Origin of the sequence: Streptomyces aidingensis (assembly GCF_900112355.1) — a bacterium.
Classification (GTDB): Bacteria; Actinomycetota; Actinomycetes; order Streptomycetales; family Streptomycetaceae; genus Streptomyces; species Streptomyces aidingensis.
Genome location: NZ_FOLM01000004.1, coordinates 253,486 through 276,870, shown reverse-complemented (window position 1 = coordinate 276,870; position 23,385 = coordinate 253,486). Strand labels below are relative to the sequence as shown.

The window sequence follows — 23,385 nt, the reverse complement described above, 5'->3', positions numbered from 1 at the left end:
GCGGCGGAGCCGTGGTCATCGAACCAGCGCTCGGGTGTCGCGGACAGTCCCAGACGGTACCCCGCCGAGACAGGCAGGTGGCCGCGGAGCCGGCGGGCGCCCAGATTGTGCACCTCATCGCCGATCAGCATGATGTGGCCGCGATATCTCCCGAGCAGCGGTTGCAGTAGGTCACGGCCGAACGTCGCATTGGTCGTGACGATGACACCGCCGCGGGCGGTCCCGAGTGCGAGGGCATCCAAGAGGTTGGACGCCCTTCGATACCACGCGGCCGTTGATTCGTAGGCCCTGATGGCCGTGATGCCAAACCGATCCACGTCCTGAGCCCACTGGTCCACGAGATGCTGGTAAGGGACCACAATCACGGTCAGCAACGGCAGCTCGGCCTCCTGTTTGAGCCGCTTCGCCAGCTGAGCTGCCGCCGCCAGCGCAGTGAACGTCTTACCTGTCCCGGTAGCCATCCGGAGGATCCCGCGGAGGCCGTGGGAGAACCAGCGTTGGACGGCCTGTTTCTGGTAGTCGCGCACTTGCAGGTCCGCCGGGATGGTCAGCATGCCATCGGTATCGGGGCGTGGCAGCGTGATGACGGCGCCGGTGGTGGGCAGCTGCGACGGCGTGTCCGTGGATCTGGACCGCCGTGCGCACTTCTCGATCACGGATCGCGCGACGTCGGTGAACGCCAGGACGCGCAGCAGCAGTGTTTGGTCAGCCCACAGATCCTCGAAGTCCTGGCTGATACGGACAGCTCGTCCGCTGTCCGCGGGGTTCCAGCTACGGAAGACTTCAATGGACTCGAAATTGCCGACGAGCCCCGGCAAGGTTTCATTGGCGCTTCCCTTGAAGGCGACCACGTCATGTCCGTCGCGAAAGACCCCGATCTTCTCGTGGTACATGCCAATACGGTTGTCTGCACAGATGTAGGCGAGCTTTATGTCCAGGCGTCCGTCGGCAACAAGTAGACCGAGTTTGCCGAGGCCACGAGCCGCCCGGGGGTCCTGGCATGCTTCTTCGAGATCGCGCAGCGCTGCTCGCTCCAGCACAGCACGAAGGGCGTACCCGGCTTGGATCTGAGCCACGTCCTCTTCGTTGAGGTGTGGTGAGGCTACGATGCGAAGCTTCCCACCGCGGGAGGCGAAGTCGTCCAGCCCGTGACCCAGGACTGCCAGGACGGAGGCGCTGAAATATCCAACCGCGCGGTCATAGTGGGTAGACGCCGCAAGGGCCGGACCGTAGAAGCCGTCCACCAGGTCGGACCGGTCGCTTCGGTAGTCGCTGTCGAGGTTGGTCGCTCGCAACGCACGATGTGTGGCCATTACAGCAGCCCCATCAGGTCGATCAGCTCCTCCGCCGAAGGGGCGGACTCTTCTTGCGCAGCGGCCTTATTCCCGCCCGTACCGTACGTCCTCGTCATATTGGACTCATGCTGGCCGGCGCTCTGCCCAACGACGAGTCGCCGCACGATACCGCTGCTCGTGTAGTACGGGGACGTGGAGGCCACTTGCCGCAGAGTTGACGGCTTGATCGTAAAGTGCCGGCCAAGATTCCGTTCCAGGACCTCCATGGCGATAGCCCCTCCTGCCTCGTCGAGCTCCTCTCCGATAAGCTCCCTCACCGATGTGTAGGGACGCAGGCCCCAGTGAGTCAGGGCCCACTCGCTGATGTCGCTGCGCATGAAGGAAGCCTCTGTGGACAGGACTTGCTTAAGTGAGCTCTCGTTGACGTCATCGCCGAGGCGCTCGACGAGTGCTTGGAGTGACAACGGATGGCTCGCATCACGAAGACATAGCTGGACGCGATCCTTCAGTGAGCGGCGCTGCCGTTGACGCGATGGGGTTGGAGACGCTCCAGCAGCAGGGAGCGCGAAGAGCTGGAGCTCTTCCCCGCCCTCCCGTTCGTTCCCCGCGAGCGTCCAGCCACCGGTGTCCGCCATCATGACCCGATCATCAGCGAACAGGAGACTCCGGACGGTCTTGAGATCACCTGCCTCTGGGACGCGCTCCAGGACCTGGGCGTCGGTGAGCGGATCGGTGGCCTCGCTCAGCGCAGTGACTACTCGGTCCTGGAGCGCTTCGCCGGGCTCGGCCGAGAAGGCTCCCTCTGTAAGAAGCCAGCCGCCGCTCGTCGGTATGGCCCGCATGATGCGGATCGCTAGATGACGTAGCTCTGGCGGAAGCTGATCCGCTCGTACCAGGAGCGCGCCGAGGGTTGCATGTCGGCCCAGTTGAGCCACCGCATACGCACACAACTGCCGCAGCGCAGAATCCAGATCTACCGCCTCGGCGGCAGGCTCGGCCACAGCGCTCATGCTCGGGACTGGGTACTTGGGCGGCTGTGTAGTCATGGGTCGCCTTGTCCTGGTGGGCTATGCATTCACGAAGACGGCACGGGTCAGTGCCAAATCACGCGGCTGGAGATGCACCGACCCAGCACTCGCTCACCAGTCCTCGTCGTCCTGGCTGGGGAGCAGGGAGTCGTCCACTGGCTCCTCCAACCCGTCAGCTGTCGAAGGGTCGGGTTCCCCTGCGGGACTTCCGGCGGAGCTACCTGCTGCAGTACCGCGCTCAGCAAACCACCGCTCGTATGCCTCTTCCGGCATATAAAACCAATCACGCAAAGCCCGCATGATCTGAAGACTCGCATTTTTCTCAGCTTGCCGAAGGAGCGTGGAATCCTTGCTTCCGGGTCGACTGAGCTTGAGGGCCTTCAATTGTTGATTCGTGCACAACCTGAGGTACAGCTCGCGCGCTTCACTGACCATGTTGACGAGCGGGGTCATATCTGTGAACCACGGAGTAATGTGCTCCCTGGCCGCTGGCGTGAGCAGTGCCTCCAGCCAAAAATATCGGAAGTAGACCGCCTGCGACGTGTCCATGTTCGAAATCTGATTCAGAGGATTACTGATCTCGTCCTTGTTGAAGGCCAGCCGGCGGTCCCTGGCCTTGCCACTCTCTTGGCTGAAGAAGGCGTTCCAGCCAGCGACCAGGGACTCGGCGAAGGCTGGCAGATCTTTGAGTGCAGCGCCACGCGGCATGCCCTTACGCAGCTCCCACAGCGAGCCGAGGGTCATAATAAGACCGAGTTGGCAGGCGTGCGTGTTGAAAACTGCATAGGCTGCCTTCGTCTGCTTGTGGTGGATCGGGCGTCCGGAATCGAGATACTCGCGAACCCGGTAGGACTCGAATGTCTCCCTTCGCGCCTCGAGCGCTTCCCAGGACAGAATGACGTCTGTCTTCTCTGCCCTACTTGCCCCCTGCTTATGGTCCTGGAAGTGCGCATAGCTATCACGCAGTGTCCAGTAGACACCGACGCCACTAAACAGTGCATCATGCGCAAGTACCAGTCCGGTGGAATCGTCTTTATGCCATCCATCTTTCAGTCGGATCAGTGCCCTGGAGTGGGCGGCGTAGGGAGCAATTTTCGACAGCAGCGTAAGAAATGCCTTCCCCCACGTCTGGGCAAATCGATCACTGATGGACTCCTTCTGACCGAGAGGGAACCTACGGTTTCCGATCTCTTCGGGACGGTAAATGAAGCCGCCATCTTCGATACGGTCGGGAAAAAGACTGGCAAGGTCAAGCTGCGTCCGCATGAATTCATCGCGGCCCGTCTCACTGGGACGACCGCCGAACTTCAGCTTGACATTCTTGAGGAACCTGTCGGGGCCGAAGATGCAACGGTCGACAGCAGACTTGAGCAGGTGAATGTTGGTCAGTACGGACCAGCGGGCTGAGCGCGTGGTGTTCTCTTCGGGATTGTCGTATTCGACGGCGCACAGAGGCAGGTAAGAGTCACACCTATCGGTGCGCAGTTCGCTCAGCATTCTCCGTGCAAGGACGTTTGCCAACTCCGTGTCCGACAGGAGAATGATGCGCGATTCGGATGGAGGACGCGCCTCCTTATTGACGTCTACGAAGAGTTTACGCGCGGCTTCGTGCGGTTCCCCCTGCTCGCCGGTCTGTTCTGGAAACCAACAGACCGCAACGGGAACCTCGACACCGCTCAAGAAGGTGCTCGGATCCGTGCCAGCCTTCCGCAACTCCTGCGTCAGTTGGTTCACTTTGTTCTCGTAAAAGGAGCGGAACCGGGCACCACCGGCCGATTGCTGCCAACTGTTGGTCATCGTGCGCTCGACGGCAAGGAGAGCCATGGCGCGATGCTGTCCGTCAAGGACCACGAGCTGTGCCTCAGACTTATTCCACCACAACTTGCCGAAATTCGCGGAACTCACCCGACCATTTTCGTCCAGCACTCGCTGGACTTGGAATGCAGTGCCGGCACGCTCCTGCTGCCACTCTGCCCCCGCATCACCCGCATTGGTCCGCTGGTCCAGTGCTGGGAACTTGGACGGTTGGTAGTTACGGAAGGGCAGGAGAACGGCAACGATCGGCGGAAAGAAGGCCAGGCAACCAGCAGCCTGCCGTCTGAGCAAATACGGAATCATGTCCTCCGCGACGCGGTGGTCGTCCAAATCGCGCTGGAGGAGTTGGTTGAAGTCCATGTCCTCGGCGCGCATCAATTCACGCACCGGTGCGAGATTCTTCGTGAGCTGACGTTCGGGGTCAGGGGAGTCCTCGCCCAGACGCGCCTTGGTCATGATGTAGTCCACCCGGCCAGCGGGCGTGGCAAAGCTACCCCATGTCCCTTGTACGTAGTCGCGGAAAGTGAGCGTGGCACCTGATCCGAACATCTATTTTCCCTACTGCCTTTCGAGAATCACTTGACCAACCAGAGCCAGCCACATTCCGCAGTTTCGGCTCTGCCCTATCGTTGTTCACAGGTCCGAGGCGAACCACCCGTGAGTTACCTCGATGGCGCCTCGATCGGCACACACCATCAAGCACTTGCTTTGATCAGTTGCCGATTTGCTCCTTCAGGTACTCCTGCGCAAACATCCCCCAATAGCTACGCAAATTTTCGAAGGCATCCGGGTCAGGCTGCGAAGCTTCGGCGCGGACGAACGCCATCAGCAGGAGATCGATCGCTGCCTCTGCCTGCCGCGCGAGGTCCACTACAGCCTCCCTGGTCAGGTGGCCCGCTCCGTTGTCAGCGATCTGCTTGAATGGGGCGTATACATCCCGGAAAAAAGGATGTCGATGGTTGAGGACCGCTACCGACCTTCCGTTCAGATGCCGGACCTCCATTAGCTCCTTGCCGAACCACTGGCCATCCAATAGAACGACAGGCTTGGAGTCGAATTCAGCGAGGATCTGGTCGATCCGGGGCCTGTCCTCCGGATTGTTCGGGTCCAGTTGAAGATCGGAAATCGCCTGTCTGATGATCTCCCTTTCTTTCTCCGGAGCGAGATTCTGATGGGCCATCACGGCAGGGAAACGTGCCTCAACATGGGCCGCAATCTTCATACTGTCAGCATGCCCAATTTCTTCCTGGCGTTTACCAGTATCGACTTGATCCCAATAAGCCCTGATCTCTTTTCGAGCCTGCTTGATGGGACGCTCAAGCCACTTACGCAATTGCTCCCTCAACTTGCCGACTGGCTCAGCTCCTCGCTTGACGTGTCGAACTTGAAAAAACTCGTCCAACTCCGCGGGGAAACTGACCTCGATGCCGATGTAGCGGTTGACTTTATCAGTCCGCCCTCCCGGCAGCATTCGGGGGACTACATCGTAGTAAATCTCCCGACCATTGCGAAGGAAACTGATCCTGCCCGCATTCTCGTCATTGATATAGAACTCGCCAATATCATGCCCGTGCAGGTCACGCGCACCGCCTTCCCCTCGCTGGGGACGGAACTCCTTCGGCACCAACGTAACGGTTACGCGGACCTTGTGCCCATCGACCTCCACGTCTCCCTCCTGGACAAGTACTCCTCGCACATCGAGCGGCTTGTACTTGTTGATTATGCGAGGATTGTCCATGAGAAAGAGGGGGTCATGCAGGGAGATCGTCCGACCTTCCAACTCGAAGACTCGCCCGGCGTCAATGAATTTTCGGTAGGCGCGAGCAATGAACCGGCGCAGTTCACTGATCTTGGCCTGTAGTGACGTATCGTAGGTCCGGCCGTTCTCGAGGCGATCAATCTTCCCGAAGACGACGAGCGTCCCAGAAGAAAATGGATTCCCCTTCCTGTCGAGCATCAGCGTTCGGCCGTTTACGGGCCAGTCTTCCACCGTGGTGCTCGTAATGAAGTGCTGCCTACCAGCCTTGATCTCCTGCAAATCGATATAGGTGTGGTAGATGCGAGCGTCCCCGGCCCTCTTTGTATAGACGTCCAAGCGCTCCCCCATGTTCAGGGCTGCAAGCTTGAGCCCTACGCCGAACCGGCCAAGACCTCGACGCTGCCCATAGCGAGAGCTGTATCCCATGGAGAGGACGTGGTGCAGGATCGCTGGATCGATCCCGGTTCCATTATCGGCGAAGAGAATCTCTTCGATCGCCTTGCGATCGGCGGTGTACACCGGCATGACACGGAGGATCGTGGCGTTGGCTTCGATGGAGTTGTCCAAAGGTTCGCCTGCGGCAGCCGTCAACTCGTAGCCGGCTTCGCGCATGGACTCCAGTGCGCGGTCGACTTGAATCAGGCTGGCACGCGAATCCTCGGCAGAGAGGAACAGTGGGGTGGTGCTCATGGCGGCCGTCCTTCCGGGTGCACTCGACGATCTGCGAAGCCCTGGGTGGTGGGTGGCGGGCGTGCCACCCACCACCCCTACCGGCAACGGCTCACTCGATCAGATCTAGGTTCGCGCGGGCCTCGCGGGCGACACGGCGGGCCCGGCTGATTCGCTGGCGCATACGCGGCAGCGGTAGGTTGTGCCGTGCGGCGAGGGTCTCGGCATCCTCTCCTACCGCCAGAGAGTGCAGGATGGTGCGGTCGATGAGGTTGAACGTCGGCTCGGTGCGGATCCAGTCCAGCCACTCGGTCCTAGAGAAGCTGTGTTCGGTGCAGCTGGGCTCGGTCATGCCGGCGTGCATGATAGCGCGCGGGGCGATCGCTTTGCGGCGTTCCAGGACCTCGTAGGCATGACCCCTGGCTGAGCGGATGCGGTGCCGGGCGCTGCCGGAGGGGTTCTCGGGATCGCGCAGGAGTTCGTCGATGGCGCGCTCGCTACGTTCCAGGTCGTAGCTGTCCCGGGTATGCATGGCACGTCGCTGCAGCGTGATGACGGCAGCCTCGATGACGTCGCTGAACATGTGGTTCCACTCCGTTTGTGTGATTGCGGGCCCCATGCGGTGGCTCGCGTTCCGGAAGGAGGGCTTCTGTTGTGACGTTGAGCATAGAGGGAAGCACCGACGGATGTGGCGTGTCCGACAAATCTCCCTGGGCGTAGGCGCTTTGCTGGCTCCCTCATCTCTCTAGATCGGGTGGGGAGCCAAGTTGTTGCAGTGGTGCTGACGGGACGTTGGTTTTCCTGTGTCCGGGGAAGATTGAGGCCCGGGGCAGGCCCTCATCTCCCATGTAGGCAAGGGGGCGGGAGCTCGCCTGCTCGCTCAGGGCCGGCCCACGGCATCGTGGTACCGGCCCTGAGCCCAGGCATGTGAGGCGTCACTCGCTCGCGGCAGCGATGAGTTCGTTGATCGTCTGGATGTCCTTGTTACCGGCGAGGTAACCGATGCCGCGGTGAAGATGGATGGTGAGGGTGCGGCTGATCGACTTGTCGGTGAGGGGTTCGCCATCCGCGGCACACCGCTGCTTGAGCAGGGCGAGGTAGACGTCGCCGTACGCGCCTGCGAAGGTCGCCCAGTCCATCTCAACGTTGGAGTCGGTGTTGATCTTCTTCACCAAGGGGGTGGAGGGGTCGCGCAGCGACATCGCAAGGGCCCAGCGGCACAGGACATTCCAGTTCTTGATGCCAGTCGTACGCTTCAGCCACACCAACTGATCCCGGGCGGGCTGGGAGAGGCGGATGGTGTCAAGCGACATGTTCGGCTCCAGAGTTCCACCAGTAACCAGGTTCGACGGTGGTCGTGAACGTGGTGTCGTCGTGCACCAGGGTGTAGGTGTGCGCGACGGACGGCCGGAGCCGTTGGAACAGCCGCTCGTCGATCTCCTCATCGGTCGAGAGCAGGAGGACCTGGTCCCCGGCATGCGGGAAGTAGCGGTCCACGAGGTGTTCACGGTGCCGGCTGTCCAGGCGGCCGAGTGGAGTATCAATGACGCTGGGCAGCCAGTTGCCGGCTACCCGGGCCAGCCCCCATACGAGCGATACGGCCAGCAGTTGCCGCTCGCCAGCGCTCAGCCGACCGGGGTCCACCGTGTCGCCGCTCTCATCCGTAAGGGTCAGTTGGTACCCCCGGTCGGTGTCGATGCGCAGGTCACGCACGAGTCCGCTCTTGCGCATCAGCCGCGTAAAGCTCTCCAGCACCGCAACCTCCAGACGGCTGATGTGCCGCTTCAGGAGGGCTTCCTTGAAGCGCTCCAACAAGTTCCGCTGCCGTTCACAGTGAGCATTGATCCGCTCGTTCTCTTCGGCCTCGAACTTCTTGGCCGCCTGTCGCTCGTACGCTGCATCGAGCTCGGCTTTTGCCGCCGCACGCCGCCTTTTCGAGGCTTCGTACGCTTCGATGGCATTGGCAAGTACGGCTTCAGCGTGGTGGACGGCCTGCAGTGCCTCCGCCTGTTCCGCCTGCCGGGCCGCGATCCGCTCTTCGGTTGGGACTCCCTGCAGTTGTCGGTCCAGGGCATCCACTTCCGCGGCCTGCTGGGAGGCAAGGTCAAGGAGCTCACGGGCACGCTGCTGCTCATTGGCCAGGATCTGCTCCAGTCCCGCGAGCTGGGCGTATCCATCGAGGCTGAGACCAAGAATACGTTCCGTCTCTCCGGTCAGCTCGCGCTGCCGACGGTCCGTCTCCAGATAGTCCCGGAGAGCCTCGAAGTCACTCGCTGACAGGAGCGGACCAAAACGGTCCAGGATGTCCTGGTCGCGGCCGACCAAGGTTTGCAATACCTGTGTGGACTCGGTGGCCTGCTGCTCGATGGCAGCCTGCTTGCGCACCGCCCCAAGTTGCTCGGAGAGAAGCTGGAGCGGAAGCGCCCCCGCCGCGAGGCCGATCAGGCTTTCCTGTGTGCTGGCCAGATGCTTGGCGGCGTCTTTACGACGCTGCCGCAAGGCCTCTCGCTGTGTGAAGAGCTCTCCGCCCTCATGTGCAAAAGCCTCCTCGGCCTGCTTGAGCTCATCCAGGCGCTTGTCCAGCTGAACACGCAACTCACCAGCATGACCGTGCGCTGCTTGAACCTCCGAATCGGCTTGCTGATAGCGGGCTTCGAGCTGTCGAATTTGCCCTATGACGGCTTGGTCTTCTTCGCTGAGCCGCTTTCGACGCTGCAGAACCTGCAGATCAGTACGGAGCTGCTCCACAGTGTTGACTCCCAGCAGGGAGTCCACGGCGGACCGGATCACAGCCGAGGCGCGTTCCGGATCTGCCAACGACTCGATCTTCTCGCCGTCAAAGAAGAACAGAGAGCCGATTTCAAGCGGGAGGAGGTCTTCGACGTGGTCGGCCCAGCCAGCGCTCACCACCTGGTCCCACCTGCCATCGATGAATACGGTGACGCGCTCCCGAAGACTCTTGCCGCTGACGGACCAGCTTCTGGTTACGCTATATACACGCTTTTCCCCCTCCACGGTGATCGAGAAGTCCAGAGTAAGCGAGGACCCTTCCTCCGGGTCGGCCTTGCGATTGATGCACTCACGAAGGTAGGTCTCGTAGGGGCGGTTCCCTCGGGCACTGCAGCGCGCTCTCGGCCCGTAGAGAACCAGCTGGAGGGCGTCCAACAGTGTCGTCTTGCCGCAGCCGTTGAGACCACCGATAAGAACGATCGGCTTGCCAGGGTGGGTGTGGAGGTCGAGAGTCTGGGTACCTCGATAGGCGCCGAAATCCTTCAGGACAATCTTACGCAGAAGCATGTTCCGGGCCCTCTTCACCAGTCAGGTCGTCGGTGGACGTCTGAGCGCCCACGTAAGGCTTCCCTCGGAGTTTCTGCTTCTTCAAGGCGTAATCGTAAGCGTCTTCCTTGTCCTTGAAGAATCCACGCTTGATGGCCTTTTCCAGCTCGTCGTAAAGTCCGGAACGTCGCGCCCTCGTGCGGAATTTGCGCTCCACGGACAGGAGCTCTCGGGCGGTCGTGAATGCCAGCTCGTCTCCCTCGCTGGCTTCGCGTAGAAGCTCCATCTCATCCGCACCAAGCGTCAGATGTTCATCGAGGGGAGCGCCAGGGAAGTCTTCCCCGGTCTCCTCCTTATAGATGCGCGGCACAAGGTCTTCTACCTCATGCTTCTCAAATACCCACAGTCGGCGAATCTCATGAAGCTCCTCCATGGTGACCAGCTCGATATAGCGAACCTCCTCCGGTCCCTCCTCGCGTACTTCGGCTTGCGCACGGAGGAGTTCACGCAGCCAGCGCTCACGGGCTGCCTGGGTGTAAGGGCCGTGGACGACTTTCTGCTTCTCCTGCTTATCGTACTTATCGGTATAGGTCATCAGCTGAATGCTGCCGTTCATCTTCCGGAAGTCGCGATCTTCCTCATTGTTGGCAACATCAAGCTTGTTGCGCAGCTCAAGCAGCGGTTCCATCCAGCGCTTGTTCTCGCCATCGTTGCTGATCATCGCTGCCATCGACTTGTCCTGCTCGACGAGCGTGCAGGTCCAGCAGCCGAAGCGGCTGTCTCCGCATGAGGGCGTGCTTGTGTCAACGACCAGCGGACACTCTGCATCCGGTGTGGCACCCTGGTAGATCGTCATCAGATCCTTGTTCGAGTAGCCCCAGGGGTTTTCTCGCTGCATGAGGAATGTCCATACCTCGTCGTTCGACCAGTCCTCAATGGGGCTATAAACGAGGCTGTTCGGCAGATTACCGTTCGGCGAAAGGCGGTCCTTGACCCGGCGCATCTCATGCTTGGCCATGGCACGGGCACGAATCTGGCTCTCCTGTTTGCGGATCCCCAGCACCAAGATTGCCTCTCCATGCCGGCGAACCACTCGCCGGATGAAGGAGTTCGACGGCTTGATCTTCATCCTCTCGGTGCACCACCTGAACTTCGGCCGTGGGGCCGGGTAGCCGCGCCCGATCAGGTTGACCCAGAAGGTGTCCTTGAGCGCAGGCGTGAGGCGGTTCGGCTCGATCGGCAGCTGCTGTTCCGCCGCGGCCTGCCGCATCGTCTCCAGCGACTGGGTGACCCACGATGCCACGATGGGGTTCTCGACAAGCGTGTCGGTGCTGATGACGTAGACCGGCTTCGTACGCTGCTCGGCCGGCAGTTCCTTAAGTGCCAGCCACACCAGCTGGAGGACGGCCGTGGAGTCCTTGCCCCCGCTGTAGCCGACGACCCACGGGACCTCGTCGGCAACGTAGAGTTCGCGTACCTCTGCGGTGAGCTCGGCGATCACCGCTTTGAGACTGGTGCCCTCGAACGGCCTGGCTCGTCGTGTCGGGGTACTCATGAGTCTCCTCGCTGGTAGGCGTCTTCGGCGCTCTGCTCCTCGGGGCTCAGCACGAGTCCAAGTGCTTTGCGCAGGTAGTTCACGGTGAGGGCGAGCTGGGCATGGCTCTTGGAGACCCTGCCTCCGATGATCGCACGGCCCTCCCAGTCAGAGTTGGAACGCGCCCAGTCCACGTCTGTCAGGCGGTCCAGCCGGCTTCCCCACACGGCGGCATCAACCGACTCCCGTAGCAGAGTGTTCCCCACGCGCCCAAGTGCGTGCAGGGCGATGCCATGGCTGTGGATGTAGTCCTTACGAACATCGCGAGCTGCGAGCGCGCGACTTCGCACCAGCCCCCACTCGGGAAGAAGGGAGTCCACCTTCTCCCAGAAGGCTTGGGCCAGCTCCGCTGCCTGGCGCTTGTCCAATGAAAGCCCCTGCAGCAGCGCCTGGTTGGCTGAGTGCAGGGCGCTCAGTGTGAACAGCTTGCTGGAGCGCGCCGAAAGCGTGCTGCTCTCCATCTCTACGTGCTGCCGGAACACGGTCGACCTCATCGCCAGGAGCCTGGTGATCTCGGCTACGGCATCACGCTGATCGTAGAGAACCCCGATAGAGCGGGAGGGACGGACAGCGTGGCGGTTCAGGTCGGCGAACATCTGCTGGGACCGGGCGAGGCCCGTGTCGTGGAAGAAAACCACCGCGATGCTTTCGTCACCTAGGTCCGGGTTTTCCTTGAGAGCCACCTCGATCGCCGCTCGACGGTGCTGACCGTCGTTGATCAAGAAGCGTGCCTCCATAGGGATCCGGATCTGCCCCAGCCGCCTACCAAAGCCGTCCCCGGCGGCGCTCTCGAAGCGGATGTCGCCGTCGATAGAGGCGGTCAATGCACTGAATACGTAATCATCCGGATTGTCCAGGATGTACCGAGTCAGCGCAGGCAGTCTGCCCTTGTTCAGCACCCGTTGCGCACGCACCTCGGGGGCGATCTCCTCCTCGTCGAAGAGGAAGATCTTGGGGATGAGCCGGAGTGGGCACATCGACACGAAGAACTGGCGACCAGCCTGTACACCGCGGATCGCAGGAAAGACGTACTCAAAGCCGACCGATGACGTCGCAGCTTGCCCCGGAACTGTCTCTCTCGTCTCAGTCACCGCTGTATCGTAGCGGTACGTCTTCCAAGAAACGTACCGTACGTCAATCTTTGTGAGGGAACCTGATGCCGGTCACGTACATGGACGCAGCCGCCACCACGCGCGTGGACCCCCGCGTCGCCGATGTCGTCCTCCACTGGATGACGGAAGACTTCGGGAATGCCGGCAGCCGGACGCATGAGTACGGCGCGCGAGCCAAGAGGGCTGTACAGCAGGCGCGCGAGCAGCTCGCCGCCCAGTTCGGTGCTACCGCAGACGAGTTGATCTTCACCAGCGGTGCGACGGAGAGCAACAACATCGCCATCCTGGGGTTGGCTGCCCACGGGGAGGCGACAGGGCGGCGCCACATCGTCACCTCCGCAATCGAGCACAAGGCGGTGCTCGAGCCCTTGGAGCATCTGCAGAGCCGAGGCTTCGAAGTCGACTTCCTGAAGCCGAACCGCTTCGGTCGTGTGAGCATCGACGCGGTCGAGGAGCGTGTGCGCCCCGACACGCTGCTGGTGTCGCTCATGCACGTCAACAACGAGACCGGCGTCATCCAGCCCGTGGTGGAGCTGGCTCAGTTGCTCCAAGGCACCGGTACCTACCTGCATGTGGACGCGGCACAGGGATTCGCGAAGCTCCCCGCGGACCTGACGGCACCGATCGACATGGTCAGTGTCAGTGGGCACAAGATCGGGGCGCCCAAAGGCATCGGAGCTCTCCTGATCCGAGGGCGCGGACGGAAGCGAGTGCCTCTCCAGCCACTCATGTACGGAGGTGGACAGGAGCGCAACCTGCGTCCCGGCACGCTCCCCGTTCCCCTCGTGGTGGGGTTGGCCAAAGCCGAGGAGATTTTCCGGACCGAGCACAAGAGGTGGCTCGATGGCGCACAAAAGATCCGTGAGGAGTTGCTCGGTGCCTTCTCCGCACTTCCGTATCACCTCAACGGCGATCCCGAGCACACCGTGCCGCACATCCTCAACGTTTCCTTCGAAGGGGTTGACGCAGAGGCCCTGATCGTCAACATCAAGGACCTAGCTGCCGTCTCCACCGGCTCGGCCTGCACCAGCGCTTCCTACACCCCCAGCCACGTCCTGCGGGCCATGGGACTGCCGGAGAATGTCGCGTCCAACGGGCTGCGCCTGTCTTGGTTCCCCTCACAAGTGGAGGACCTCGACGCTGCGGGCTTCGCGGCCACGGTCATGTCGCTCCTGGAGTGAGAGACGGAGCCTCGGACGACATGTCCTGGGCCACAACGCGACGCACCAGACGGTGGCCGCGCAGTTCGCGTCCGCAGCGGGCCAACTCGGCCCCCCAGCCACTCTCGGTCCCGATGAGGTGCGGCTGCTCGTAGAGTCCCGCGCGCTTCTCGGCCTCGGTGAGTCGCCGGTACTTGGCAGCGTCCGGATCATCAGGGGCCAGGAACTCGTGCTTGCGGTGCAGCAAGGGCCGGTTCGCGGACTCCGCGTAGGACATGTACGTGGTGTCCAGCCCTTTCATCTCCACCGAATAGGAGGACGAGAGCTTCGGGTGCGGGTCGGTGTCGAACTGCGGGTAATCCAGCCAGCTCACCGCTCGCCCCTGATGGCAGAGCTTCACCAGCGTCCAGTCGGCCGGACGGCCGGCCGCGATCGCCGCGCAGTGCTCGTACAGGCGCAGCACCGTCGGGATCTGCTCCGCCGCCCGGCGATGCACATACAGGGCAGTCGGAGTGAACTTGCCGACCCTCGAGGCCCGCATCGCTCCACGAACGTAGACGTCGTCACGGAGCTTCAGCAGGAGGCGATCCGCTCGCTTGCACGCCTCCATATAAGAGGAGAAGCAGGACCGGATGTCGAGCTGGATGGGCAGCGGCAAGCTACCGAACGGGCCGCGCCCGTTGAACAGCTCCACTGCAAGGAACAGCAACGTGTTCAGCGTGGTACGCGCGCCTCCCGCAGCCATCTTCTCCGGGTCGGCAGAGCGCCGGACCATGCGCTGGAGCTCGTTGCCCCGGAGGTGACTCAAGAGTTCTGACATGGGAGCCGACATCTCCTCAAGCCGGGGTAGCCGGCCCCGCCGCTCGGTGAAGTCAACCACCGCCGCAATCGCAGATGCGGTGTCCTCGGAAGCCAGCCACTCGGCATCGGGCACGACGCGCCGGGCGAGGAAGGCGATGCGGGCAGGATCATCCCGGAATGCGTAGATGACTCCGGGCGCCGCGGAGACGCACCGGACTCCGGTGGCCTCCTGGACGAAGTCGCGCAACTCACTTGCGCCGAACAAGTGCTGGAAGGTTCCACGTCCGGTCAGGACTCCATCGGCGAGCTGATCACCGTTTACCTTGTTCCGTTCCCACACAAGGCGGGCGGAGACCACCAGGACCCCTCGTGTCAGGGCCCAGGCTCGTAGCAGAGTCTCGCGGCGTTCGACCGGGTTTTCGATGACGTTCAGCACGTAGGTGAGCAGCACTACGTCGGAAGGCTTCTGCTCGCCGTCCGGGAAGAAGTGGGGATCCCAACCGCTAACGTCGACCTGCATGTGTCGAAGGCTGCGCACGTCGTCTGCACGGCCACAGCCGTAGTCCAAGACGCTCGCCCCGGGCCTGATCTGCTGATCTATGACGGCCTGCCGTGCGGGCACTGAAAGAGCCGATCGACTGATCGCCGTCAAGCGGCGATCAGACCTCCACATGTCCTGCATGTCACCTCGCCACCCACGGTTCGGTCGGCGGCGACCCATTGTAGAGAGCCTTCGTCCCCGCCTCAGGGACCGTGCGATGACGCTGCTCTGGCGGCCGTTGCCCGCCGGCGGCAGGGGCCACGCTCGACGACGTTGACGATCGGGAATACTCGCCTGCACGAGCTGATTGTTTCTCTCGCGTCGACGGAAGGGGACCTGTGGGCGATCTGAAGCTGTTCCGGGTCACAGACGGGGTGGCGATGGAGGTGCCCGGAGCGTCACTGGCCGTCGAGCGACAGGTGCAGTCGCTGATCGAGCGGAACATGGAAGCCATGCTCGGTATCCGGTTCCTCGCCTCCGAATACGAAACGGGACCGCGTCATCGGGGGCGGATCGACTCCTTGGGGCTCGACGAGAACGGCTCACCGGTGATCGTGGAGTACAAGCGAAGACGCGACGCCAATGTCATCAGCCAGGTGTTCTCCTATCTCTCCTGGCTGGATGATCACCGGCACGAGTTCACCATGTTGGTACAAGCTCGGCTCGGGAGTGATGCCGCGGCGAGTATCGAATGGGGCGACCCACGGTTGGTGTGCATCGCCGGGGACTACACCTGGCACGATGAGCAGGCTGTGGGCTCGATGGGGCGTCGAATCGACCTGGTGCGGTATCGCGACTTCGGCGACGGACTGCTGACTCTGGAATTGGTGGCCTCCGCTCCTGCCCCGCCATCGGCAGTCAGGCGGAGGGCTACTGACCGCCGGGCCAGAGGGGCTGCAGCCTCCGTGGCTTCTAGCCAGGGCGTGCGGGAGGTGCTGGAACACCTGCCCGACTCGTTGCGGGATCTGTACGAGGAGCTGCATTCGCGCCTGATCGCGCCGGGGGATGTGGAATCGGTCTTCAAGCAGCACTACATCGCCTACCGGCGGATGGTAAACATCGCGTGCGTGCACTTTCAGCCTGCCGGTCACACCATCGTCGTCTACCTCAAGGTGGACCCGTCAAAGGTCGAGCTGCGGGAGAGCTTCACCCGGGATGTGCGAGACAAGGGGCACTGGGGGACGGGAGACCTGGAAGTCCGGATCAAGTCGCGGGCCGACCTGGAGCGGGCGGAGAAGCTGATTCGCCTAGCCTACGACGCCGGCTGAAGGGACGAGGAAGGGCGGCTGCGGTGCCGGGTTCCGGTGGTGCAGCCGCCCTTGGTGGTCTCACGGGAGGGGTGGTGGGGTTGGGTCTCATTCCTCTGGGCCTGCCAGTTCGAAGTCGTCGCGGGTGAGTTCGCGTTGGAGGCGGCGTTCGGCGAGGTCGGCGTAGTGGTCGGAGAGCTCGACGCCGACGAAGTGCCGGCCTTCGCGCAGGGCGGCGACTCCTGTGGAGCCGGAGCCGGTGAAGGGGTCGAGGACGGTGCCGCCTTCGGGGCAGATGCGGACCAGTTCTTGCATGACCTCGACGGGTTTTTGGGTGATGTGGACCCGGCCCTTGCGGGGCTGGGAGGCGGTGTACAGGCCAGGGAGGTAGACCGGGTGGCGGTCGGGGTCCACCGGGCCCTTGGTGCCCCAGACGATGAACTCGCAGGACTGCTTGAGCCGGCCCTTCTGTGGCCGGGAGACCGGCTTGTGCCAGGAGGCGATGCCGCGCCAGGTCCATCCGGCGGCTTGCAGGGCGTCGGTGGTGGTGGGGAGCTGGCGCCAGTCGGTGAAGACCAAGGCTGCGCCGGATTCCACGGTTGCGCGGTAGGACTCGGTCAGCAGCAGGGTGAGCCAGTAGCCGTAGGAGCGCTGGTCGCGGTTCTCGCCAGGGAAGTTGGAAAGGTCGTGGGCGGCGTCGGCTGAGGTGTACTTGGCGCGAGCGGTGCGTCCGGTGCGTTCGCCGCTGGTGCGGCCACCGCTGTTGTAGGGCGGGTCTGTGATGACGGCGTCGACGCTGTCCGAGCCGAGACCGGAGAGCACGGTGAGGGCGTCACCGCGGTGCAGGGTGTAGGCCATGCGGGAGCTTTCTGGGAGTAGCCGGTATTGCTCGCCCCGCAGTGAGCAATGCTCGTGGCTGCGGGCGATGGCGGGGAGGGTAGCGGCGTTTTCCGGCCGCACCCAATGCATTCGTTGGCTGCGAGAGAGGGTTTCGAGGGGGCGTTTGGTGCGGCCGGATTTCACGCCTACTGTCTGGCCATGTTCGCGGGCCGGGCTCTCGGACTGGTCTGTTGAGCTGTGGTTTTGCGTGCTATTCCGTCCGGAGGATGGGGGTATTTGAGGTGCCGGGAAAGAGATTAGGAGCGCGGCTTGCTGCCGCTTGAGGTGTGAGCAGTCCGGTGGTGTGTGTTTCCGTTCCGGACTGCTGTGCCTTCTCTTCAGAGGGGCGCTTTTTGATTCACCGGCGCGGTGCCGGCGGACTTTTCGACGAGACACCGGCACCGCGCCCTCTGCGACAAGGAGCTGCTGATGCAGCATGCCCTGATACCTATGGAGCCGGCCCTGGCCGGGCTTCTCGCCCCGATGGCCTGGCGGATGCGGTGAAGACGACCGGCGTGATCGTCGGCCTGGCGGCGACCGGCCCGCTGCTGCTCGGAGCACCGCTGATGATGGCGCTGGCCGGGAAGGCCGCCGCGTCGTCGTGCACTGTTCCACAGGCTGTGGACGCGGCGGCCGTGGCCGGGCAAGTGCGGGCCGTTCTGGGAGGTGAGGGCGCCGAAGATGTGTCGGTGCCGGGGCTGGACTCGCCCGAGGAGCAGGTTCCGCTCGCGGTGACGGTCCAGGCGACCGGCGTGGCCATGGGCGTCCCCGTTCGCGGACAGGTCGTCGCGCTGGCCACCGCGTTGCAGGAGAGCGGGTTGCGGAACCTGTCCTACGGCGACCGGGACTCACTGGGGTTGTTCCAGCAGCGTCCCTCGCAGGGCTGGGGCAGCGCGGAGGAGATTCTTGATCCGGTCTATGCGAGCACCAAGTTCTACGAGGCGCTGCGGCAGGTGCCGGGCTGGGAGTCGTTGACCGTCACCCAGGCCGCCCAGGCGGTGCAGGCATCCGCCTGGGCGGACGCCTACGCCAAGTGGGAGCCGCTGGCGACCGTGTTGCAGCAGTCCATCGCGGCGGTGCTGGAGGTGGAGGGTGCCGCCGTGCCGGCTGCGGGGTGCGGTGAGCTGGCGGGCGGGGACGGCACGCAGTTCGGGCCGATCCCGGCCGGCGCATTGCCGGAGGGATACAAGATCCCGGAGCTGGCGCCGGAACCGGTGCGCATCGCGATCCGGTGGGCGCTGGGCCAGCTCGGTACGCCGTACCAGTGGGGCGGGTCGTGCACCGATGCGCACGGCCCGGATCCGATGCAGCGCTGTGACTGCTCCTCGCTGATGCAGATGGCCTACCGGGCGGGTGGGGTGGAGCTGTCGCGCACCACCTATACCCAGGTCAAGGAGGGCCGGGCGGTCCGGCTGGAGGAGCTGCGGCCGGGTGATCTGGGGTTCACCGAGGGCAGCGCCGCCGTTCCCGAGCACGTGGGCATGTTCATCGGCTCGGGCCTGATCGTCCACGCACCCCGGACCGGCGATGTGGTGCGGATCGCCACGCTCGCGGACTGGGAGGACGACGTGCTCGCCATCCGCCGCGTCGTCTGACGCCTTCTCTCGATCTCGTTCTTCACGCGGCACCGCCGCACTGTTATTTCGAACAGGAGTTCTGTTGATGTTTCTTGCTGAGAAGGCGGCGGAGTTGCTCGCCTACGACCCGGGCGTGACTCCGCAGGAGGGCGGTCTGCCGGGGCTGGATGTGCTCAAGAGCGTCATGGGCAGCATCAACCTCTTCGGCATCATCGCGGTGGTCGGCGCCCTGGCGATCAGCGCCCTGGTGTGGGCGTGGGGTCACCACTCCGGCGGCCACCAGGCCGAGGCCAACGGCAAGAAGGGCACGGTCGTCGCGGCCGGTTGCGCACTGCTGTTGGGTGCGGCCAACGGCATCGTGGCGTTCTTCTCCGCGCTCGGGACGCAGGTGCAGTGATGCCGACCGACGCGATGTACGGCGGGCCCAGCATGCGCTACCGGGTCCTGGTGGGCGGTGTGGTGCTGGCGGTTCTGACCATGCTGGCCGGGCTGCTGGCCTGTCTGACCCGTGGAGGAGCGGAACCGGTGGCGGCTCCCTCCGTCACCGAGGAGACGCAGGGCGCTGGGGCCGCCGAGGTGGAGGAGCCGGTGGCTGGTCCGGCTCCGACGGAAGACGAAGCCCACGTTCCGGGCGCGGTGCCGGCCGAGCCGCCACGGACCACCGATCCGGTGGAGTTCGCCAAGGCGGCGGCCGAGGCCCTGTGGTCCTACGACACCCGATCGGCCACGCACAAGGAGCATCTCGCGGCGCTGGCCCAGTGGGTGACCAGGGAGAAGCGGTACGCCGATGTCGCCTCGGTGGAGGCGCAGGTGCCCTCGCCGGTGCTGTGGCGGCAGATGGCGGACAACGCCCAGCGCGCCACCGCCACCGCGCACGAGGGGCACTTCCCCCTGGCCTTTGAGCAGGCGCTGAAAGAGAACCCGGCGGCGATCACCGAGGCGTACGTCTACGCGGTGACGGTCTCCGGCAAGCAGTCGATCGCCTGGAAGGGCTCCGGCAAGGGAGGGGCAGAGGCCCGAGCCATCACGCTCGCCGTCCAGTGCCGTCCGGGCCGGCCCTGCGCGCTGGCGGCGGTCCTGCCGAACGTCGCCCCGTGACCGATCCGCACCGAAAGGGAAAGGAGGTGCTGCCCCGTGGGAGCCTGTGATCTGCCACTGATGAACACAGTGTGCGATGCCGTGGGCGGCGTCGTCTCCGAGACCGGGGAGGCCGTCACCGACGGCATCGGGGCCTGGATCGCCAAGTCCATGGGCGAGCTGGCTGCCGGCGCGGCCGACCTGGCGGCCAGGGCGGTCGACTCCACCACCGCCGTCGACCTCAACGCGGGCTGGTTCCGCGACAACTACGAACTGCTGCTGCCCATCGGCTTGGTGCTGACCGTCGGCACCTTCTGTCTCCAGCTCGTCCTCGCCGCCTGGCGGCGCGACGAGCGGGCACTGTACCGCGCCGTGACCGGCACGGTCGCCGGGGTCTTCTTCAGCTTCGCCGCGATCTCGGTCACGGCGGTGGCGCTGACCGTGGTGGACGCGCTCAGCGCAGGGCTGTTCCAGGTCGCCAACAGCAGCGTGGACGATGCCGTGCGCCGGGTGGTACGGGTCTCGCAGTTCGGCGCGATGTACCCGCTGGGCTGGGCCGTTCCGGCGTTCGTGGCGCTGGGCTGCGCGATCGGGGCGTTCCTGTACTGGGGTGTGATGGTGGCGCGCAAGGTCGGCATTCTGGTGTTGGTCACGCTCGCGGTCTTCGCCGGGGCGGGCGGCGGCTGGGAGGTCGCCAAGCGGTGGCGGCGGGGCTGGATCGAGGCCACCGCCACCCTGGTGGTCTCGAAGCTGCTGATGACCATCGTCTTCCTCATTGGCGTCAGCGCCATGGGCAACAGCGAACCGCAGGACGGGCTGGCGGCCCTGTCCGACGCCATGGCCGGCATCGTGGTGATGGCCCTGGTGCTGCTCTGCCCGTACGCCACCTACAAGTTTGTGCAGTGGGCCGGGGACGGGGCGGGCGGCCAGGAGATGCACCGCACCGGCGTGGCCGGCATGGCAGTCGCCGCCGGGGCGGCCAAGACCGCGGGCACGCTCGCCATGCAGGCCGGCACCGGGGCTCCGGCTCCGCAGGGTCCGCAGCAGGTTGCCGGGGTGAACGGCAGCGGGGTCGCCTCCACGATCAACCCGGTCGGCGCCACCGGCTCGGCGGAGAAGCAGAGCACCTTCCGTTATGGCGAGGACCCGGCGGCCACCGGTGACAAGGGTCAGGCCCTGATCCGCCGCCCGCGCACCGACGGTGACCGGGATCAGCCGCTCATCCGCCGTCCCGGCCAGGACCCGCCTGCTGGGGCTTCGGCCCCCTCCGAAGACGCCTCGGTGTCCCTGGCCAAGGCAGGCGCGCAGCCGGAACCGGCCGGTGCCGCCGCGTCCGTGCCAGCCACGACGTACGGCGTCGCGGCCGTCCGGCCGCCCGCGCGCCGGGGCCCGGCCGGACCGCCTGTCGGTCCGGCTCCGCAGGGCTCGGAGTCCCCGGTCCGGTGGGTCTACCCGGGACCACCGCCCGGCAAGGGGCCCGCCTCGTCCTGACCCTTCTCCCTGTAAGGGGCGGGCCGCGCCGCCGAGGCGCGTCCGCGGCCCGTCCCTGCCCTCCCGCACCGAAGGACCGCATCCGACATGCATTCCGCATCGACCCGGCCGGAGAGCCCGGCCACCGTGAAGTTCCCCCACCGCTCCCGCCGGGGCGTGCTGCTCGGCCTGACCGCACCGCAGCTCGTGGCCACCGCGGCGACCGGCGTCCTGCTGATGGCGGTCATCCTGACCGCCGGAGTGACCGGCACCCTGCAATTGCTGCCGCTGTGGGCGGCCGTGGCCCTCGGCGTCTTCGTCCGCCACCGCGGACGCGCCTTGGCAGACTGGGCCCCGATCGCCGCCCGGTACGCCGCCCGCCGCCTGACCGGGCAGCTCGTCTGGCTGGCCCGGCCGTCCACCCGGCCGCGCCGTGCCGGGCTGCTGCACCTGCCCGGTACCGCAGCCTCGCTGCGGGTCATCGCCTCTCCCGACGGCCGGTACGGAGCCGTCCACGACCCGCACCACGCCACACTCACCGCCGTGGTCAAGGTCTCCTCCCGGGCCTTCGCCCTGCTCGACCCGGCCACCCAGAACGCCAACGTGGCCGGCTGGGGCCGTGCCCTCGCCGCGCTGGCCCGCACCGGACAGATCGCCCGCGTGCAGGTGCTGGAGCGCACCGTTCCGGACTCCGGCGATGCCTTGCACCGCTACTGGGCCGAGCACGGCGACCCCGATACCCCCGTCGCGGGTGCCGTCTACGGCGAGTTGCTGGCCGCCGCCGGTCCGGCCGCCGCCCCGCACGAGGCGTATGTGGCGCTCGCCCTGGACCTCAAGGCCGCCCGCCGATTGATCAACCAGGCCGGCGGCGGACTGACCGGCGCCTTCTCCGTTCTCACCCAGCTCACCGCCACTTTCGACCAGGCCGCGCGCACCGCCGGCCTCTCCCCCGCCGGATGGCTGACCGCAGAAGAGATCGCCGCCGTGGTCCGGACGGCCTACGACCCCAAGGCGCTGGCCGCCCTGGACCGCTGGTCCGGCTCCGACCGCCCGCAGGCCGACCCGGTGGCGGCCGGCCCGGTGGTCCTGGTGGAGAAGGCCGACCACGTCTCCACCGACTCCGCCCACCACACCACCTTCTGGATCGAGAACTGGCCGCGCACCGAGACCGGCGCCGGCTTCCTCCACCAGGTGCTGTTCACCTCCGGTGTGCGCCGCAGCCTGTCCCTGACCTACCGGCCCCAGCACCTGGACGCCGCGCTCAAGGACATCCGCCGCCGAAAGGCGACCGTCATCGCCGACGCCGCCGAACGCGCCCGCAAGGGCCAGGTGGACAGCGAGGAGGACTCGGTGGAATACGCCGACATCAAGGAGCGCGAACGCCAGCTCATCGCCGGGCACGCCGACATCGCGCTGACCGGCCTGCTGACCGTCTCCGCCGACACCGAGGAGGAGCTGCGGGCCGCCTGCGCCGCCATCGAGACTGCCGCTGTCGGCGCCCTGATCGACCTGCGGCAGCTCACCTGGCAGCAGGCCGAGGCGTTCACCGCCGCCGCCCTGCCCCTGGCCCGCCCCTGACTGGCCCGCCCACCGCACCACCGAAGGGCCACCCGATGCCGCCGACCGACACCGTCTCCGACTTCATCCCGTACGCCACCGCGGCCGTGGACTTCCACCGCGCGCTCAACGTACCGGCCGGGTCCCTGGCCGCCGGACGGGCCGAGCTGGACTCCCTCCACGCCCATCTGATCTCGCTGCACGGGCTGTTCGACCTGCACACCGCGCGCACCGCCATCACCGCACCGCGCGAGGCCGACCACCTGCGGGCCGTCCGCACCCGGCTGTGGCAGGCCGCCGAGCACCTGCACGCCGCCTACCACGCGGCCCCCCGACCGGGCACCGGTCAGGTGCCGGACGCCGAGGCGTGCCGGGCACGGCTGCCCGAGGGCGCCCCGGAGCTGACCGTCTGCCAGCGCCATCTGCGCACCGCCATCCGGGTCCGCCGCCAGACCACTCCGGCCGACCTGCACGACCCGTTTACCGGTCTGACCCGGCACTGACCGGCACTGACCCACCCGTACGACC

General features: G+C 65.1%; 20 protein-coding genes. 9 read left to right on the top strand and 11 right to left on the bottom strand.

The features are described 5' to 3' along the window. The 9 genes from BM242_RS10675 to dndB all read right to left on the bottom strand — a co-directional run. The coding region (locus BM242_RS10675; RefSeq protein WP_245833964.1) for a DEAD/DEAH box helicase family protein at window positions 1-1,295 on the bottom strand (1,295 nt) is incomplete at its 3' end. A gap of 17 nt (window positions 1,296-1,312) precedes the next feature. Further along, complete coding sequence (locus tag BM242_RS10670) at window positions 1,313-2,305, bottom strand: hypothetical protein (protein ID WP_139238311.1); 993 nt, start codon at window positions 2,303-2,305, stop codon at window positions 1,313-1,315. A gap of 129 nt (window positions 2,306-2,434) precedes the next feature. Then, the gene (locus tag BM242_RS10665; protein ID WP_245833963.1) at window positions 2,435-4,606 is read right to left on the bottom strand and encodes a ParB N-terminal domain-containing protein; all 2,172 of its coding nucleotides are present in this window, start codon (window positions 4,604-4,606) and stop codon (window positions 2,435-2,437) included. A 244-nt stretch (window positions 4,607-4,850) separates the two neighbouring features. Further along, window positions 4,851-6,587, bottom strand: coding sequence for an ATP-binding protein (locus tag BM242_RS10660; protein ID WP_093838500.1), 1,737 nt, complete (start codon window positions 6,585-6,587; stop codon window positions 4,851-4,853). A 91-nt stretch (window positions 6,588-6,678) separates the two neighbouring features. Continuing rightward, complete coding sequence (locus BM242_RS10655) at window positions 6,679-7,149, bottom strand: hypothetical protein (protein WP_093838499.1); 471 nt, start codon at window positions 7,147-7,149, stop codon at window positions 6,679-6,681. A gap of 352 nt (window positions 7,150-7,501) precedes the next feature. After that, the gene (gene dndE / locus BM242_RS10650; RefSeq protein ID WP_093838498.1) at window positions 7,502-7,879 is read right to left on the bottom strand and encodes a DNA sulfur modification protein DndE; all 378 of its coding nucleotides are present in this window, start codon (window positions 7,877-7,879) and stop codon (window positions 7,502-7,504) included. Beyond that, window positions 7,869-9,863 (bottom strand): DNA sulfur modification protein DndD, encoded by a 1,995-nt coding sequence (gene dndD / locus BM242_RS10645; protein WP_093838497.1) that lies wholly within the window; start codon window positions 9,861-9,863, stop codon window positions 7,869-7,871. The genes dndE and dndD overlap by 11 nt, the downstream gene beginning before the upstream one ends. Beyond that, window positions 9,850-11,397 (bottom strand): DNA phosphorothioation system sulfurtransferase DndC, encoded by a 1,548-nt coding sequence (gene dndC / locus BM242_RS10640; RefSeq protein ID WP_093838496.1) that lies wholly within the window; start codon window positions 11,395-11,397, stop codon window positions 9,850-9,852. Before dndC ends, dndD begins: the two co-directional genes overlap by 14 nt. Next, window positions 11,394-12,527, bottom strand: a complete 1,134-nt coding sequence (dndB, locus tag BM242_RS10635) for a DNA sulfur modification protein DndB (RefSeq protein WP_093838495.1) — start codon at window positions 12,525-12,527, stop codon at window positions 11,394-11,396. Before dndB ends, dndC begins: the two co-directional genes overlap by 4 nt. 65 nt (window positions 12,528-12,592) lie before the next feature. Between dndB and dndA the strand changes: the two genes are divergently transcribed. Then, entirely contained in the window at window positions 12,593-13,729 is a 1,137-nt protein-coding gene (gene dndA / locus BM242_RS10630) for a cysteine desulfurase DndA (protein WP_093838494.1), read from the top strand. On the opposite strand, the gene BM242_RS10625 is transcribed toward dndA, so the two are convergent. After that, on the bottom strand, window positions 13,710-15,182 hold the full coding sequence (locus tag BM242_RS10625; protein ID WP_342746950.1) for a DNA phosphorothioation-associated putative methyltransferase: 1,473 nt from the start codon (window positions 15,180-15,182) through the stop codon (window positions 13,710-13,712). The genes dndA and BM242_RS10625 overlap by 20 nt on opposite strands. Window positions 15,183-15,388: 206 nt before the next feature. On the opposite strand from BM242_RS10625, the gene BM242_RS10620 reads away from it, so the two are divergent. Further along, window positions 15,389-16,318 (top strand): endonuclease NucS domain-containing protein, encoded by a 930-nt coding sequence (locus tag BM242_RS10620; RefSeq protein WP_093838492.1) that lies wholly within the window; start codon window positions 15,389-15,391, stop codon window positions 16,316-16,318. 87 nt (window positions 16,319-16,405) lie between these two features. On the opposite strand, the gene BM242_RS10615 is transcribed toward BM242_RS10620, so the two are convergent. Continuing rightward, the gene (locus BM242_RS10615) at window positions 16,406-17,155 is read right to left on the bottom strand and encodes a DNA-methyltransferase (protein WP_093838491.1); all 750 of its coding nucleotides are present in this window, start codon (window positions 17,153-17,155) and stop codon (window positions 16,406-16,408) included. A gap of 390 nt (window positions 17,156-17,545) precedes the next feature. On the opposite strand from BM242_RS10615, the gene BM242_RS30785 reads away from it, so the two are divergent. The 7 genes from BM242_RS30785 (at window position 17,546) to BM242_RS10585 (ending at window position 23,360) form a co-directional block, all read left to right on the top strand. Then, window positions 17,546-17,680, top strand: coding sequence for a hypothetical protein (locus BM242_RS30785; protein WP_281254677.1), 135 nt, complete (start codon window positions 17,546-17,548; stop codon window positions 17,678-17,680). Further along, window positions 17,677-18,771 carry a C40 family peptidase gene (locus BM242_RS10610; RefSeq protein WP_245833962.1) on the top strand — a complete coding sequence of 365 codons (1,095 nt, stop codon included), beginning with the start codon at window positions 17,677-17,679 and terminating at the stop codon, window positions 18,769-18,771. The genes BM242_RS30785 and BM242_RS10610 overlap by 4 nt, the downstream gene beginning before the upstream one ends. A 67-nt stretch (window positions 18,772-18,838) precedes the next feature. Then, on the top strand, window positions 18,839-19,150 hold the full coding sequence (locus BM242_RS10605) for a DUF6112 family protein (protein WP_093838490.1): 312 nt from the start codon (window positions 18,839-18,841) through the stop codon (window positions 19,148-19,150). Continuing rightward, complete coding sequence (locus BM242_RS10600; RefSeq protein ID WP_245833961.1) at window positions 19,150-19,851, top strand: hypothetical protein; 702 nt, start codon at window positions 19,150-19,152, stop codon at window positions 19,849-19,851. Before BM242_RS10605 ends, BM242_RS10600 begins: the two co-directional genes overlap by 1 nt. Window positions 19,852-19,887: 36 nt before the next feature. After that, entirely contained in the window at window positions 19,888-21,321 is a 1,434-nt protein-coding gene (locus BM242_RS10595; protein ID WP_425443830.1) for an SCO6881 family protein, read from the top strand. 87 nt (window positions 21,322-21,408) lie between these two features. After that, the gene (locus BM242_RS10590; protein WP_093838488.1) at window positions 21,409-22,878 is read left to right on the top strand and encodes an SCO6880 family protein; all 1,470 of its coding nucleotides are present in this window, start codon (window positions 21,409-21,411) and stop codon (window positions 22,876-22,878) included. A 35-nt stretch (window positions 22,879-22,913) separates the two neighbouring features. Beyond that, window positions 22,914-23,360 (top strand): DUF6238 family protein, encoded by a 447-nt coding sequence (locus BM242_RS10585; protein WP_093838487.1) that lies wholly within the window; start codon window positions 22,914-22,916, stop codon window positions 23,358-23,360. Window positions 23,361-23,385 lie beyond the last annotated feature (25 nt).